This window comes from Methylobacterium sp. WCS2018Hpa-22 (assembly GCF_031843785.1).
Taxonomy (GTDB): Bacteria; Pseudomonadota; Alphaproteobacteria; order Rhizobiales; family Beijerinckiaceae; genus Methylobacterium.
In genome coordinates this window covers 195,709-210,320 of sequence record NZ_JAVTJA010000001.1, presented here as the reverse complement: position 1 = coordinate 210,320, position 14,612 = coordinate 195,709, and the positions used below count along the sequence as shown (strand labels likewise).

Below are 14,612 nucleotides of genomic sequence, written 5' to 3'. Positions count from 1 at the left end.
CACCGGGCGATGCCGCGCCGGGGTTCGATCCACCGCCTTCCCCGACACCGCGAGACCCTCATGGCCATCGACTACCGCTCGGAACTCCGCCGACCCTTGCCCTTCAGCCTCGCTGTCGTGGCCGCGATCCTGCTGGTCTGGCTCATCGTCGCCTCTATCGCGGGCGCACGCCAGCGCAGCGCCCGGGACCATCGGATCGAAGATCTGCAGAGCCAGCAGATTGCGCTCCGCGCCGATCTGGAGCGGCAGGTCTCGACCGTCGGAACCCTGAATGCGCTCCAGGCCAAGATCGCCACCGCCCAGCAGCAGGGCCAGCAGGCGAGCCAGGCCGCCGAGCAGGCGAAGTCGCGCGGCGCAGCCCTGACGCAGGAGCAGCAGACGGCCGAGGCCAAGGCGGCCGAGGCAAAGCAGACGGCCGAGGCCGAGGCCCGCAAGCTCACCGAGCTGCAGAGCCAGGTCACGCAGGCCGAGAGAAAGCTGACGCCGTTGCGCGAGGCCATCACCACCGCGGAGACGTCGGCGGTGGACCGCGCCCGGGATCTCGCCGAGGTCGGTCGCCGTCTCGAGGACGCCCGCGTGCAGGAGGCCAAGCTCCGCGCCGATCTCGCGACCATGACGCAGGAGGCGACGGCCAAGACGGCCGACCTCGCCAAGGCCGAGGAGCGCCAGCAGAATGCCCGCGAGGCCGCCGCCGCCGCGCAGAAGGATCTGGCCGACGCGCGGGCAGCGACCGAGCAAGCCACCAAGCAGCGCACGGAAATCGATCAGGCCGTCGCCGAATTGAGCGCCAACAAGGACAAGCTCACTGCCGAGATCGGTCTCGCCAACCGCGACGCCCAGCAGGCGCGCGAGGCCCTGGCGACGGTCCGCAACGACCTCGCCGAGGTCCAGGCGCAACGCGACCGCGTCGTGTCCGAGCGTGGTCAGGCCGAGCAGGCGTTGCAGAAGCTCTCCGCCGACCGCGATGCCGGCACCGCTGCCCTCGACGCGCTGCGCAAGCGCCAGACCGATGCGCAGGGAGAGCTGGCCACGCTCACCGAGACCCTGGCCACCCGCAACAAGGAGGCTGCCTCCATCGACGAGCGCCTGGCCTCCGCCCGGCAGGATCTGAGCGCCGCGCAGGCGAAGCTCGCCGAGACCCGCCAGCAGCTTGCCGCTCCGCCGTCCGTGGCGCCCGGCCAACCCGCTACCAATCAGCCGTCTCGTTGAGGCAACAACGACCCACGCGAGCACTGCTTGCGTGGGTCGTCCATCCGGCCCTGTCCCCTATGAAGATCGCAGCATGACCATCCGTATCTTAGCCCTGACGGGTCTCGCTCTCGTCGGAGCGCTAGCCATGACCCAGCCATCCGCGGCGCAGGAGGGCCCCGAAATGGAGGCCATGCGGGCGAGCTGCGGCGGCGATTACCTGCGACTCTGCGCGGGAATGAAGCCCGGCGGCCCTGAAGTGAAAGCCTGCTTCAAGCGCAATCGCCCGAACCTTTCGGAAGGATGCTCGAGCGCCATCGCGGCTTATGAGCGGTCGCGTGGCCGCTCCTCCGACGACGCCGCAGACTGACACGTAAGACGACAGCGCGTGCCCCGTCTTGCCCGGTGAGAGTGGCGTCAGGGACGTGCGACACGCAAAACACAGAGAAACGGATCGGATCCATGACCAAGTTCACCAAGGCCATCACCTATGCCGTGGCCGTCGCGGCCCTCGTCACGCTGGTGGTCGTCATCGTCCAATCGACGAGCATGCTCGCAAGCTCGTAGCGGGCGATGGGACGACCAATGTTTCGGAATGGCCTGCGGCATGTAGAAACGCCGCAGGTTCCTGTCGCGAACACGGAACGACGACCATAATCGAATAATCGGCGGATGAAGGAACGGTATTGACGCGAACTTGTTTCTTGCTTCCAAGTTTAAGTCGGAGGCATGCATGCGTCGCGTATCATCTGTCCTCTCGATCTTCAGGAAGCGCGCCAATCCTGAACAACCTCCGCAAAAGTCATTACGGTCAGGCTCTCCTGTCGCGCCCCATCCTCTGAGCGAAAGTCTCGTTTACCCGATGGGACAAAGCTATAGCTGGGGCGGCCCATCGACGGCGTCACATGGCTTCGCGCCGGCTATAGGCTATGACGGCTATCATGGCGGCAATGGCTACTGATCTTGTGACGAAATAAAATCACGGCGGAGACTGGAACAGTAACCCCGTGACTATCTAACCGACGGCGAGGTTGAGGGTGCGGTCCGCCGGCGAGAGCCTGACCTGGGAACCCCATCCGAACGGCAGGAAATCCTGCTCGATACCGTCCGCGAATACGACACCGCCGTCGTTCATCCGCGAGGTGATGAGGAGCCCGGCGTCTTTCAGCTTGCCGGCGCGCAGCCGCGTGGTGCTGGCGACGCTGGGGAAGGGCTCGCGCACCCAATAGCCCACCGCCGCCTCCTCGGTTCCGAGCGAGATGGTCAGATGCGTCGCCTCGGCGATGGAGCGGGCCCACCCGGTGATCCCGGTCCCGGAGGCCACGATGAGCCCGCTGGAGGAATGATCCTCGGCCTCGTCCGCCGTCTCGATCCGATAGCGTGCGGATTGGTGGCTGCGATGCCCGACGAAGATCTCGTTGAGGGCAAACAGCGTCTCGCCGTGGTCGAGGATTGCCCGGACCATGGTGCGACGCTCGATCGCCGCCGCACCGTTCACGCTGGCGGGGAGGAGAGCGCCCAACCGCTCGACGGCGATGCGGGCGAGGATACCGTCATAGAGGTCCGGCGCCGGGTTGATGCCGATGACGGGCTGCGCTCCGAGATACTTCGCCACATTCGCCACGAGCCCATCCTGCCCCACGGCGACGATCACGTCGTTGGGGGCGAAGAGGAAACGGTCGAGATCGGCCCGCCGGACCAGGGCTTGGCGCCACTCGTCAGGAACCGAGGCCCGCGCACGGGCGAGCACGGCGTGGAAACGCTCGTGGCGCTCCACCACGTCCTCGAGCTTCTGCCCACGGCTCTCGAGGAAGAAGCGCGCCTGACCGCTCGTGGCGTGCCGGGCGATCAGGGCCTCGTAATCGGTCTCGCGGATGACGAAGACCGCGCGGTGGGTGAGGGCGGCCATGCCTAGCGCGCTCCCACCATCGGACGGGGCTTGTGAAACTCGCCCATCACGGCGGCGAGGAGGTCGGGCGTCACGCTGACATGCTCGATCGTGTCGAGCTTGCCCGCCAGTTCCTGCGCGGCGAGGCCGAGCAGAACCGCGGGCGGCAGGTCGCGGTAGATCGCGACGCGCTGCGCCTCGGCCAGGACCCTGGCCCCTTCGACGAGGCGGATGCGCTCCGCTTCCGCCATCGCCTCGACGCCTTGCGCCTCGGCGAGACCGGCGGCGCGGCTTCGCGCGTTCTCGGCCTCCTCGGAGATGAGGAGCTTCTCCCGACGCGCCAGTTCCGTGCGCGTGGCGAGTTCGTTCTCGGCGATGGCGCGCTCCTTCTCCACGGCCAGCGCACGACGGGAGAAGGTCGCCTCGTCGGCCTTCTGCTGAAGCGCTTCGAAGGTCGGGGTCTGCAGGGCGCGTTCGAGCTCGCTCGTCGGCGCGAGGTTGGTAAGCCGCACCGACACCGCCGAGACGCCGATCTCGGCCAGGGACTGGTCCGCCGCCAGAACGGTCTCCAATCCTCCGCGCAGGGGCTCGGGGCCGGCATCCAGGATGGCGCGCACCGGCTTGCCACCGAGATATTGCAGCACCGCCTGACTGGCGATGCCGGCGATGCGGGCCTCGATCTTCTCGATCGGCTCACCCTGGAGCTTTCCGTTGCGAAGGCCGATGGAGAAATCGATGCGGTTCGCCAACCGCTCGGGATCGACCACGTGCCAGCCGATCGTCCCCTGCACGGCGACGGCCTGGAAATCCTGGCTGCGGCCCCGCACGAACAACGTCATCTCGCGGTCGTCCATCGGCACTTCGGCGATGCTCGACGTCTCGGGGCGGAACCAGAACACGAGGCCCCGGCCGCTCTGCCGGATGCGTCCCTTGCGATAGCGGATGACGTGGCTGCTCGCCTCGCTCCTCAGTTGCGCGATCAGGCCGATATTGCGGATCGTCGCCATGGAAATCCTCCTGTGCGTTCAGCGAGATGGTTGAAATCGGTAGAGTTCGGCCGGCCGGAACGACGTTCCGGCCTCACGCAATCCGGTCGGCGCCAGCCAGCCCCGGTCGAGCATTCTGCGTCGGAAAGCCGGCTTGTTGAGCGTGGTGCCGAGCACCGCCTCGTGCACGTCCTGCAACTGGCGCAGGGTGAAGTGCTCGGGCAGGAGGGCAAAGCCCACATCCGAATAGTCGAGCTTGCCGCGCAACCGCAGGATCGCCATGGCCAGGATGGCGGCATGGTCGAAGGCGAGGGGAAGCGTCTCTCCCTTCGGCGACAGGGCCGTCACCTCTCCGCCCGTCTCGCCCGGCCACGGCACCGCGATGGTGGCCGGCATGAGGGCCGCCGAGCGCTCCAGCGCCTCAGCGAAGTCAGCCTCCGGCAGAAGAGCCAGATAGGCGACGCTGATGATCCGCATCCGCGGATCGCGGTCGAGGGCGCCGAATGTGTAGAGCTGCTCCAGATGCGCCCTGGCGATGCCGGCCTTCTCCTGCAGGACATGCAGGGCCGCCGCATCGAGGGTCTGGTCGATGCCGACGAAGCCGCCGGGCAGCGCCCAGCGGCCGCCATGCGGAAGCTGGTCCCGCTTCAGCAGCAGCGCCGCGAGCCGGCCCGCGCGCAGTCCCAGCAGGACGAGATCGACGGCGAGGGCAGGGCGCTCGTAGGCGGCGGGATCATACTCCGCCAGGAACTCGGCTTCGGTCACGGGATAGCCTTATATGCTCGATGCATCTTAGTTAGATGCATCGAGCATATAAGGCAAGAGGTGCGTCGCCGGGGTCCAGGGTTCCGGCCTCGTCCGGCGACTGCGTCCGGAAAAGGAATCGGCCACAGAGCTTCCGTCGCCCCAGGCACGAAAAAACCGGCCGTCACCTGAGGTGCGACGGCCGGTTCTTCGGGCCGGAATGGATCGATGCTACAGGTGCGACGGGGTCAGTTCGGCAGCTTGTCGTCGATGCCCTTCACATACCAGTTCATGCCGAGGATCATCGGGTCGGGGGCGGTCTCGCCTTCCTTCACGGCGACGCTGCCATCCTGTTTCAGGACCGGCCCCTTGAAGGGATGGAGCGTACCGTCGGCGATCGCCTTCTTGGAGGCCTCGGCCTTGGCCTTCACGTCGTCGGGCATGTTGGCGAAGGGCGCCAGCACCACCATGCCCTCCTTGATCCCGCCCCAGGTGTCGTGGCTTTTCCAGGTGCCGTCGAGAACGGCCTTGGCCTCGCCGATCACGTAGCCATCCCAATCGTCGACGATGGAGGTGAGCTGAGCCTTCGGGGCGAAGCGCATCTGGTCGGAGGACTGGCCGAAGGCGAACTTGCCCTGCTTCTCCGCCTCCTGCAGCGGAGCGGCGGAATCGGTGTGCTGGGACAGGATGTCGGCCCCCTGCGCCAGCAAGGCCTTGGCCGCCTCGGCCTCCTTGCCCGGATCGAACCAGGTGTTCACCCAGACGATCTTGAGCTTGATGTTGGGGTTCACCGATTGCGCGCCGAGCATGAAGGCATTGATGCCGCTCACCACCTCGGGGATCGGGAACGAGGCGATGTAGCCCACCGTGCCGGTCTTGGAGAGCCTGCCGGCGATCTCGCCGCAGATGTAGCGGCCCTCGTAGAACCGTGCCGAATAGGTCGAGACGTTGGCCGAGCGCTTGTAGCCGGTGGCATGCTCGAACTTCACCTTCGGGAATTTCTTGGCCACCTTCAGGGTGGGCTCCATGAAGCCGAAGGAGGTGGTGAAGATCAGCTGATGGCCCGAGCGCGCCAGGCTCTCGATGGAGCGTTCGCTGTCCGCCTCGGGCACGTTCTCGAGGAAGCTCGTCTCGACCTTGTCCGGCATGGCCGCCAGCAACGCCTTGCGGCTCTGGTCGTGCTGAAACGAGTAGCCGAAATCGGCCACCGGCCCGACATAGATGAAGCCGACCTTCAGCTTGCCCGCCGGCTTCTCCTGCGCCTGGGCCGCACCGAGCCCCAGCGCGAGCGCCACAGCGACGGCGACCCCCTTGATCATCCCCATATCACCGTCGTCCTCTTCGAAAAGCGCCGTTCAGCGGAACGGCGTGAACACGCGGCCGAGCGAGGCCGGGGCCACCGAGCCGCCCTGTCGTCGCCCCAGGGAGAGCAAGACGAGGGCCAGGATGGTGGCGAGATAGGGCAGGGCCGAGAGGGCTTGGCCGGGCAGCCCGAGACCCGCTGCCTGCGCGTGAAGCTGCAGCACCGTGGCTCCGCCGAACAGCATCGCGCCGGCCATCACCCGTAGCGGGCGCCAGGAGGCGAAGACGACGAGGGCGAGGGCGATCCAGCCGCGGCCGGCGGTCATGGCGGGGGCCCAGAACGGCGTGTAGGCGAGGGAGAGATAGGCGCCGGCGAGACCGGCGCAGGCGCCGCCGAACAGCACCGCGAGGAACCGGACCTTGCGCACCTTGAGGCCGAGCGCGTGGGTGGAGGTGTGGTCGTCGCCGATGGCGCGGAGCGCGAGACCGGCCCTGGTCCGCCACAGGAACCATGCGATTCCGGCCACGAGAGCGAAGCCGGCATAGACGAACGCATCCTGTCCGAAGAACAGCCGGCCGATGCCGGGAAGGTCGGTGAGGCCGGGAATGGCGAGATGCGACGCCGATTCCCGCTTCATGCCGACATAGGAGGCGCCGACCAGTCCCGAGAGGCCGAGGCCGAGGATCGTCATGGCGAGCCCGGACGCGATCTGGTTGGCGGCGAGCACCACGGTGAGGATTCCGAACAGGGCCGACAGAGCGAGGCCGGCGCCCGCCCCCGCCACCGCTCCGGCCAATGTCGAGCCCGTCTCCACGGCCACCGCGAAGCCCGTCGCGGCGCCGAGCACCATCATGCCCTCGACGCCGAGATTGAGCACGCCGGACCGCTCGACCACGAGTTCGCCGAGCGCCGCGAGCATCAGAGGCGTCGCGGCGGCGACGATGGTGACGAGCACCATCTGCAGGACGTCGAGAGTCATGGTGCGAGCTTCCTTCGACGCGCCGTCCGTCCAGCCGCCTTGCGGGTCGTCTCTCGCCACGGAGCGCGGGGACGGATCATGCGCGCGGGCCGGGCCGACAGGGGTGTCACGCCCGTCACGTTGCCGTCCCCGGCACGAAACGGACGCGGTAGCGCGACAGGGCGTCCGCCCCGAGCACGAGGGCGAGCAGCAATCCCTGGAAGGCGCGGGTGAGGTCGAGGGGCAGCTTGAGGTCGATCTGCGCGCCCTCGCCGCCGATGGTCGTGAGCGCGATCACCAGGGCCGCCACCAGGATTCCCAGCGGGGAGAGCCGGCCGAGGAAGGCGACGATGATGGCGGTGAAACCGTAGCCCGGCGAGATCGACGGCTGGAGCTGGCCGATCTTGCCCGCCACCTCGGCGATCCCGGCGAGCCCCGCCGCCCCGCCCGAGACCGCGAAGACCGCGAGCGTCAGGCGGACGTCGCTGAACCCGGCGAAACGGGCGGCGCGCGGGCTCGCCCCCACCACCCGGACCTCGAAGCCGAACAAGGTCCGCGCCAGCACGATGGCGGCGACGATTACCGCCACCAGGGCGATGAGGACGCCGGCATGGAGCGTGTCGCCCTCCATCAGGTAGGGGAGGCGGGCCGCGTCGTCGAAGGTGACGCTCTGGGGAAAGTTGTAGCCCGCCGGGTCGCGCAAGGGTCCACGCGCCATGTAGTCGAGCAGCAATTCGGCGACATAGACCAGCATCAGGCTCGTCAGGATCTCGGAGACGCCGAGCCAGACCTTGAGCAAAGCCGGGATCAGCGCATAGGCGATGCCGGCCAGCGTGCCCACGGCGAGCATCAGCGGTAGGACCCAGAGGGTGTTCCCCTCCGCCCCGTGCGTCGCCACGGCGATCCAGCCGCCGAACAGGCCACCGACGACGAACTGGCCCTCGGCGCCGATATTCCAGACATTGGCGCGGAAGCAGAAGGCGAGGCCGATGGCGATGAGGGCGAGGGGCGCGGCCTTCAGCGCCACCTCCTGCAGGGACCACACCTCGCTCAACGGCGCGACGAAATAGGTGACGAAGGCGGCGGCCGGCGAACGGCCCATGGCAGCGACCACGATGCCGCCGATGGCGACGGCGACGACGAAGGCCAGAATCGGCGCGAGGCCGTCCATGAGGGGGGAGCGGTTGATGCGCGGCGACAGGTCAATGCGCATGGGCCACCGCCTCCTTCGCCGCTGACGGCGGCGTTGATTCGATGCCTCCGCCGCCCATCAGCAGCCCCACCGCCTCGCGGCTCGTCTCGCTCGCGGGCACCGCCCGCGACAGCGTCCCGTCATGCAGGACCGCGATGCGGCCCGCGATCTCGAACAGTTCGTCGAGATCCTGGCTGATGACCAGCAGGGCGGCCCCGCGCCCGGCGAGATCGAGCAGGGCCTGTCGGATATGCGCGGCGGCGAGCGCATCGACGCCCCAGGTCGGCTGGTTGACGACGAGGATCCCCGGCTCGGCCATGATCTCCCGCCCCATCAGGAATTTCTGCAGGTTGCCGCCGGAGAGGGTGCCGGCGGCGGGGTCCGGCCCGGCCTTGCGCACGTCGAAGGCGGCGATCACGCGTTGCGCCAAGGCCTTGGCCGCGGCGTTGCGGAGGAAACCGAAGCGGCTGAGGCCGGCGGTGGCGTGGCGCGAGAGGAGGGCGTTGTCGGACAGGCTCAGGGTCGGGGCGGCCGCGTGGCCGTTGCGCTCCTCCGGCACGAAGCAGGCCCCGTGGCGGCGTCGCTCGGTGATGCCGAGGCGCCCGGCCGGAACGCCGTCGAACGTCACCATGCCGGCCTCGGGTGCCGAAGCCTCGCCGGACAGCGCATCGAACAACTCGGCCTGCCCGTTGCCGGCGATGCCCGCGATGCCGACGATCTCCCCGCCCGAGACCGTGAGCGAGATGTCGCTCAGCGCCGTGCCGTGCAGGCCCGACGTCGCCAGCGAGAGATTGGAGAGGACGAGCCGGGGCGCCCCGAGGGGCATGCCGGAGGGCGGCTTCACCTCGCCGACCTGGACGCCCACCATCATCGCCGCCAGCGACCGGGCGCTCTCCTGGCGCGGGTCGCAGGCGCCCACGACCTTGCCGCCACGCAGGATGGTGGCGCGGGAGCAGAGCCGTCGCACCTCGTCGAGGCGGTGCGAGATGTAGAGCAGCGCCCGGCCCTCGTCGCGCAGTCGCTCCAGCACCGTGAACAGGCCTTCCGCCTCACCCGGCGTCAGCACCGATGTCGGCTCGTCGAGGATGACGAGGCGCGGGTCCTGCAGCAGGCAGCGGATGATCTCGATACGCTGGCGCTCGCCGGCCGAGAGCGACCAGACCGGGCGATGCGGATCGAGATGCAGGCCGTAGGTGGCGCCCACCGTGGACATCTTTTCCCTGAGCGCCTTCGGGCTCATGTCGGGCGGCATCACCAGGGCGATGTTCTCCGCCACGGTGAGGTTCTCGCAGAGGGAGAAGTGCTGGAACACCATGCCGATGCCGAGCGCCCGCGCGGCTTCGGGGTTGGCGAGCTTCACGATGTCGCCGCGATGGGTCACGACCCCTTCGGTGGGTTCCAGAAGCCCGTAGAGGATCTTCATGAGCGTCGACTTGCCGGCCCCGTTCTCGCCGAGCAGGGCATGGATCTCCCCGGCGCGGATTTCGAGGTCGACGCCGTCATTTGCCGTGAAGTCGCCGAAGCGCTTGACGATGCCGTAGGCACCGAACAGCGGCGTCGCGCCAATCTGGCCGGCAAGAGCCGGGGTAGCGGGAGCCGGGGTAGCGGGAGCCGGGCTCGGAGTCGCATCCGTCATGAGGGCTGGGTTCCCCGATTCCATAGCGAGCCCATCGGACCACGCCGCCATTGCGGGGGGCAGCGCAGGATCGGGCGAGCACGCAACCCGCCCGCCTTCCTGCCCGCGGCCGCCGTCACGATCCGCTCCGCAGCGCATGGGCGAGGCGGGTATGGGCCTCGCGCAGCTGCCCGGTCTCGATGCCCAACGGCTGCCCGTCCACCACCCGCCAGCTCCCCGCCACCATCACCCGGTCGGCCCTGTGGGCGCCGCACAGGACCAGCGCCGCCAGCGGGTCGTGGGCGCCGGAAAAGCGGAGTTCGTCGAGGGTGAACAGGGCGAGATCGGCCTCGCGGCCCTCCTCGATCCGGCCGATATCCCTTCGGCCGAGGCAGGCGGCCGAGCCCTCCGTCGCCCAGCGCAGGGCGTCGAGATGGGTGACGCGCTGAGCGCCGTAGGTCAGGCGGTTGAGCATCAGGGCGTGGCGAACGCCTTCCATCAGGTTGGAATTGTCGTTCGAGGCCGACCCGTCGACGCCGAGCCCCACCGGTGAGCCGGCGGCCTCCAGCTCGCAGGTCCGGCACTGGCCGGAGGCGAGCGTCATGTTCGACGTCGGGCAATGGCACACGCCGACACCCGCCCTGCCGAGCCGGACCACCTCCTCGTCGTCGAAATGGATGCCGTGGGCGAGCCAGGTCCGGCTCTGCATCCAGCCAATCTCCTCGATGTAATCCACCGGGCGTTGGCCGAAGACATCGAGACAGTATGTGTTCTCGTCCAGGGTCTCGCCGAGATGGGTGTGCAGGCGGCAATCGTAGCGCTCGGCCAGCGCCGCGCTCTCGCGCATCACGCGCTTCGTCACGCTGAAGGGCGAGCAGGGCGCCAGACCGATCTGCACCATCGCCCCCGGCTTCGGATCGTGGAACAGACGCAGCACCCGCTCGCTATCGGCCAGGATCGTATCGTCGTCCTGCGTCAGGCATTCGGGCGGCAGACCGCCGTCGCGCACCGACAGGCTCATGGAGCCACGGGTGACGAAGGCGCGGATGCCGATCAGGCCCGCTTCCTCGACCTGGATGTCGACGGCGGATTCGAGGCCCTTGGGAAAGAGGTAGTGGTGGTCGCCCGCCGTGGTGCAGCCCGAGAGCAGGAGCTCGGTATAGGCGAGCCGGGTCGCGAGGCGGAACGCGTCGGGGTTGATCTTGTCCCACACCGTGTAGAGGGCCTGCAGCCACGGGAACAACGGCTTGTTCAACGCCACCGGATGGGCGCGCGTCAGCGTCTGGAAGAAATGGTGATGCGTGTTCACGAGCCCGGGAATGACGACGTGGCGGCTCGCGTCGAAGGTCTCGTCCACGGCTCGCGAAGGCTGCGCTCCCGCCGCGATCCGCTCGACGATCCGCGTTCCCTCGACGACGATGCCCCCGCCCGCATCCTCCGCGAGGATCGCCAGCGGATTGCGGATCCAGACCCGCCTCGGTGTGCCCGCTTCTGCCATCGTGCCCGTCAGTCCCTTCGCCGGAGGAAAGACGGAGCGTTGCCCCGGCCTCGTCACGCCTTGGTGTAAGGTGGACGGACGCGTCCTTCCAGAAGCGCTCCCCGCCGGCCGCGAACCTTCCCGACCGGCGCGTTCCTCGGAAGACGTTGCCTCAGAAGACGTGGAACGAGACGCCGGCGAGGAAGCTCTTCTCCTCCGTGCCCTTGAACGTCGCCGTTTCCTGAGCGCCGAACTTGTTCAGCCAGTACTGAAAGCCGATGAAGACATCGACCTTGTTGGGAGTGTCGTAGACGAGCTTGCCGAGGTCGAGGACGAGATTGGTGCGGGAGAGGAATTCGAGACCGGTCTTCGCGTTGAAGGCGAACGCGGTCACGTCGGTGACGCCGCGCCCCTTCGGCAGCACGATGTTGTTGAAGCCCGCGATGCTGAGCGGCAGACCTGTGAAGCTCAGGGGCAGGCTGTAGACGATTTCGAATTCGGGGACCGTGTCGAAGCTGACGTCGCGGTTCGGGTAGGTGTTGAAGCCGTTCCGGTTCCACTCCTTGTAGGCATGGACGGACGCGTTGATGAACCCGGCCGGCACGTCGAAGGCGAAGTTCAGGCCGCCGACCACGTCGCGCTTGCGCGGGCCGAAGGCCGTGTTCTTGGCATTGGCGTCGAAACCATAGGACAGGGAGATGTCCTTGATGATGCCCGGCACCGCGAAGGCCTTCGTGCCGGTGAGCGCATTGAGGCTGAGCGTACCGCGATAGAGGCCGTAGGCTTCCGTGGCGCCATAATCGTATTGCGCGAAGCCTCCCGGCGCGTTGGTGGTGCCGCCGGGGTCCTGCGAGGCGGATTTCAGGATGTCCAGCGTGAAGAAGTTGGTGCCGTAGGCCCAGGCATTGGCATGCGAGATATTGTAGATGTGCTTCGGGATACCGCGCGTGCTGAACGAGCCGTCGGAATTCTGGACCTGCACGCCGGGCTCGGACGACGGAAACTGATAACGGTAGCTGAACTGCGTATCCGAGAAGAGGAAGAACGATCCGGGCGCATCGGGGAGCGGTGCGGGTGCGGGAGCCTTCACGAGGTCGGCGGCGAAAACGGGCGCCGTCACCAGCAACGAGACCACGCCCGCCATCAGCGCTTTCGGGATGCCCGACATGTTCAATCCCTCTTCCGAGCATCGCGCTCATGGGGATCGAAGGCTGCAACCCATATGCCAGGACACGCGAGCCGGAGAGGATGTGCGAATTGGCGACCCGATATGTGCAAATATGCAACAGAAGCGCCGAGGGTACGAGTCGACAACAAATACAGGGGTTCACCGTCCGACCGGCAGTCAATGCACATAGATCGATTCGAACTTGATAGTTTAACAATTCCTCTTCGCCGGCAAGTCATTGAAGATCATGAGGCCCGACCCAACTGGCATCGTTAAAAACGATATAAAAAATTCCGGTACTTTCAAGCGCGACCCGGAAGGCATGGTCTCCCGAATCGACGGCTATAGTGGTCGTCCTGGGGAATGTTGCAGCACCACGCCGGTCTCGATAAGTCTGCTTCTCGCAACACCCTGCATTCACGGCACGAGAAACTGCGCTAGGGTACGACCGCGTCCCTTCGGGTCGTCTTCGTCCCCCACTTCATCGAGAGACCGGTGCCTGCATCACAGACCCGCGCCGAACACCTGGCGGACCAGATCGCGAACGACATCCTGGCCGGCGTTTTCCCACCGGGCCTTCATCTCGATGAGCAGGTCCTCGCCAAGCGCTTCGGCGTGTCGCGAACGCCCGTCCGCGACGCCCTGCGCCTCTTGAGCGGGACGGGACTGATCGACCTGCGTCCGCGCGCGGGCGCCATGGTGCGCAGGATGGCGCTCGACGAACTCGACATGCTGTTCATCGCCATGGGCGAGATCGAAGCCACCTGCGCGCGGCTCGCGACACTGAGCATGGCGCCGAAGGAACGGAGCCAGCTCCAGACCCTCCATCACGGCATGGCCCGGCTGGCGGATGCGGATGACAGGGCGGGCTACATGGCCGCCAACCAGGAGTTTCACGGCCTCCTCTATGCCGGCGCCCATAACAGCGTCGTCGAGGAGATCGCGGTCTCCCTTCGCAGAAGGCTGACACCTTACCGCAAGGCGCAGTTTAAGGCCCCCGGCCGTCTCCATCGATCGCATGCGGAGCATGGCGCCGTCGTTCGCGCGGTGCTGGGGCGCGACGCGGCGGCGGCCAATGCCGCGATGCTGATCCATATGAGCATCGTCGAGGACGTCTTCGAGAGCGTGGATGCCGAGCCGGCGCGGGAGCGCGAAGCCGCTCACGAACGCGATGACGACCGCCGCTCCGCCGTCGAACCGGAAGCGGGGATCGGCAGGCTGGAGCGCTCGAACCGCTGAGCCAGCGCAAGGATTCCACAACCTGGCGCGCAACGACGCAGGATCGCGCATCATTTGGGCGTGTGCCGGAGCTACCGTGCATACATGATCGCAACGACATCGCGACCGAATCGGCACCGCCGCCGGGATTCGAGAACGCGGCATCGGACGATCGGGTGTGCAGGTCATGAGTGTCACGCTCAGCGCGGAACCCGCCGATCTCGGCTTCGATCCCGCCACCACCGCGCTCGTCATCATCGACATGCAGCGGGACTTCCTGGAGCCCGGTGGGTTCGGCGAAACCCTGGGCAACGACGTCTCGCTCCTGCTGGCCGCCGTCGCGCCCTGCCGGTCCGTCCTCGCCGCGGCACGCCGCACCGGGATGCTGGTCGTGCATACACGGGAAGGTCACCTGCCCGACCTGTCGGACGCACCGCCGGCCAAGCTCGAACGGGGTGAGCCGACGGCGCGGATCGGCGCCCCCGGCCCGATGGGCCGCATCCTGATCCGCGGCGAGCCCGGACACGACATCGTGCCGGATCTCGCGCCGTCGGCGGGCGAGATCGTGATCGACAAGCCCGGCAAGGGGGCATTCTACGCGACCGAACTGGGGGCGGTTCTGGCCGAGCGTGGCATTGCCACCTTGCTCGTCTGCGGCGTCACCACCGAAGTCTGTGTGCATACGACGATCCGTGAAGGCAACGACCGGGGCTATCGCTGCGTCGCGCTCGCGGATTGCTACGCCTCCTACTTCCCGGAATTCCACCGCATCGGCCTGGAGATGATCAAGGCGCAGGGCGGCATCTTCGGCTGGGTCTCGTCGTCGGAGGCCGTCCTGACGGCCCTCGCCACGCCCGGATGACGATCGGCGGGAC

At 67.6% G+C, this 14,612-nt stretch carries 13 protein-coding genes; 4 read left to right on the top strand and 9 right to left on the bottom strand.

Translation table 11 applies throughout. The annotated features are described in order from the left end of the window. Positions 1–60: 60 nt before the first annotated feature. Together RQI43_RS00935 and RQI43_RS00930 are read left to right on the top strand one after the other, a co-directional pair. Entirely contained in the window at positions 61–1,209 is a 1,149-nt protein-coding gene (locus RQI43_RS00935; protein WP_311273918.1) for a chromosome partitioning protein ParA, read from the top strand. Positions 1,210–1,336: 127 nt separating this feature from the next. Further along, positions 1,337–1,558 carry a hypothetical protein gene (locus tag RQI43_RS00930; protein WP_311273917.1) on the top strand — a complete coding sequence of 74 codons (222 nt, stop codon included), beginning with the start codon at positions 1,337–1,339 and terminating at the stop codon, positions 1,556–1,558. Positions 1,559–2,203: 645 nt separating this feature from the next. Here the strand turns inward: RQI43_RS00930 and RQI43_RS00925 are convergent. The 9 genes from RQI43_RS00925 to RQI43_RS00885 all read right to left on the bottom strand — a co-directional run bounded on the left by RQI43_RS00925 (position 2,204) and on the right by RQI43_RS00885 (position 12,495). Beyond that, positions 2,204–3,097, bottom strand: a complete 894-nt coding sequence (locus RQI43_RS00925) for a hypothetical protein (RefSeq protein WP_311273916.1) — start codon at positions 3,095–3,097, stop codon at positions 2,204–2,206. 2 nt (positions 3,098–3,099) lie between these two features. Beyond that, the gene (locus RQI43_RS00920; RefSeq protein WP_311273915.1) at positions 3,100–4,083 is read right to left on the bottom strand and encodes an SPFH domain-containing protein; all 984 of its coding nucleotides are present in this window, start codon (positions 4,081–4,083) and stop codon (positions 3,100–3,102) included. An 18-nt stretch (positions 4,084–4,101) separates the two neighbouring features. After that, entirely contained in the window at positions 4,102–4,827 is a 726-nt protein-coding gene (locus tag RQI43_RS00915; RefSeq protein ID WP_056453047.1) for an NrtR DNA-binding winged helix domain-containing protein, read from the bottom strand. A gap of 227 nt (positions 4,828–5,054) precedes the next feature. After that, positions 5,055–6,125, bottom strand: coding sequence for a BMP family ABC transporter substrate-binding protein (locus RQI43_RS00910; protein WP_311273914.1), 1,071 nt, complete (start codon positions 6,123–6,125; stop codon positions 5,055–5,057). A 36-nt stretch (positions 6,126–6,161) separates the two neighbouring features. Next, positions 6,162–7,088 (bottom strand): ABC transporter permease, encoded by a 927-nt coding sequence (locus RQI43_RS00905; RefSeq protein WP_311273913.1) that lies wholly within the window; start codon positions 7,086–7,088, stop codon positions 6,162–6,164. 115 nt (positions 7,089–7,203) lie between these two features. Further along, on the bottom strand, positions 7,204–8,280 hold the full coding sequence (locus RQI43_RS00900) for an ABC transporter permease (RefSeq protein ID WP_311273912.1): 1,077 nt from the start codon (positions 8,278–8,280) through the stop codon (positions 7,204–7,206). Beyond that, complete coding sequence (locus tag RQI43_RS00895) at positions 8,270–9,895, bottom strand: ABC transporter ATP-binding protein (protein WP_311273911.1); 1,626 nt, start codon at positions 9,893–9,895, stop codon at positions 8,270–8,272. The genes RQI43_RS00900 and RQI43_RS00895 overlap by 11 nt, the downstream gene beginning before the upstream one ends. 115 nt (positions 9,896–10,010) lie before the next feature. Beyond that, on the bottom strand, positions 10,011–11,372 hold the full coding sequence (locus RQI43_RS00890) for an 8-oxoguanine deaminase (protein WP_311273910.1): 1,362 nt from the start codon (positions 11,370–11,372) through the stop codon (positions 10,011–10,013). Between the two features lie 151 nt (positions 11,373–11,523). Beyond that, on the bottom strand, positions 11,524–12,495 hold the full coding sequence (locus tag RQI43_RS00885; RefSeq protein ID WP_405030539.1) for a hypothetical protein: 972 nt from the start codon (positions 12,493–12,495) through the stop codon (positions 11,524–11,526). Between the two features lie 519 nt (positions 12,496–13,014). On the opposite strand from RQI43_RS00885, the gene RQI43_RS00880 reads away from it, so the two are divergent. Continuing rightward, entirely contained in the window at positions 13,015–13,758 is a 744-nt protein-coding gene (locus RQI43_RS00880) for a GntR family transcriptional regulator (protein ID WP_056425058.1), read from the top strand. Positions 13,759–13,924: 166 nt separating this feature from the next. Further along, positions 13,925–14,599 (top strand): isochorismatase family cysteine hydrolase, encoded by a 675-nt coding sequence (locus tag RQI43_RS00875; RefSeq protein WP_311273909.1) that lies wholly within the window; start codon positions 13,925–13,927, stop codon positions 14,597–14,599. The last annotated feature ends 13 nt before the right edge of the window (positions 14,600–14,612 follow it).

What these genes read in the sequence shown, in the direction of transcription:
- RQI43_RS00935 (WP_311273918.1), top strand. Translation starts at nt 61, where the DNA reads ATGGCCATCGACTACCGCTCGGAACTCCGCCGACCCTTGCCCTTCAGC.
- RQI43_RS00895 (WP_311273911.1), bottom strand. Translation starts at nt 9,895, where the DNA reads ATGACGGATGCGACTCCGAGCCCGGCTCCCGCTACCCCGGCTCCCGCT.
- RQI43_RS00885 (WP_405030539.1), bottom strand. Translation starts at nt 12,495, where the DNA reads ATGGCGGGCGTGGTCTCGTTGCTGGTGACGGCGCCCGTTTTCGCCGCC.
- RQI43_RS00890 (WP_311273910.1), bottom strand. Translation starts at nt 11,372, where the DNA reads ATGGCAGAAGCGGGCACACCGAGGCGGGTCTGGATCCGCAATCCGCTG.
- RQI43_RS00905 (WP_311273913.1), bottom strand. Translation starts at nt 7,088, where the DNA reads ATGACTCTCGACGTCCTGCAGATGGTGCTCGTCACCATCGTCGCCGCC.
- RQI43_RS00910 (WP_311273914.1), bottom strand. Translation starts at nt 6,125, where the DNA reads ATGATCAAGGGGGTCGCCGTCGCTGTGGCGCTCGCGCTGGGGCTCGGT.
- RQI43_RS00875 (WP_311273909.1), top strand. Translation starts at nt 13,925, where the DNA reads ATGAGTGTCACGCTCAGCGCGGAACCCGCCGATCTCGGCTTCGATCCC.
- RQI43_RS00930 (WP_311273917.1), top strand. Translation starts at nt 1,337, where the DNA reads ATGACCCAGCCATCCGCGGCGCAGGAGGGCCCCGAAATGGAGGCCATG.
- RQI43_RS00925 (WP_311273916.1), bottom strand. Translation starts at nt 3,097, where the DNA reads ATGGCCGCCCTCACCCACCGCGCGGTCTTCGTCATCCGCGAGACCGAT.
- RQI43_RS00920 (WP_311273915.1), bottom strand. Translation starts at nt 4,083, where the DNA reads ATGGCGACGATCCGCAATATCGGCCTGATCGCGCAACTGAGGAGCGAG.
- RQI43_RS00900 (WP_311273912.1), bottom strand. Translation starts at nt 8,280, where the DNA reads ATGCGCATTGACCTGTCGCCGCGCATCAACCGCTCCCCCCTCATGGAC.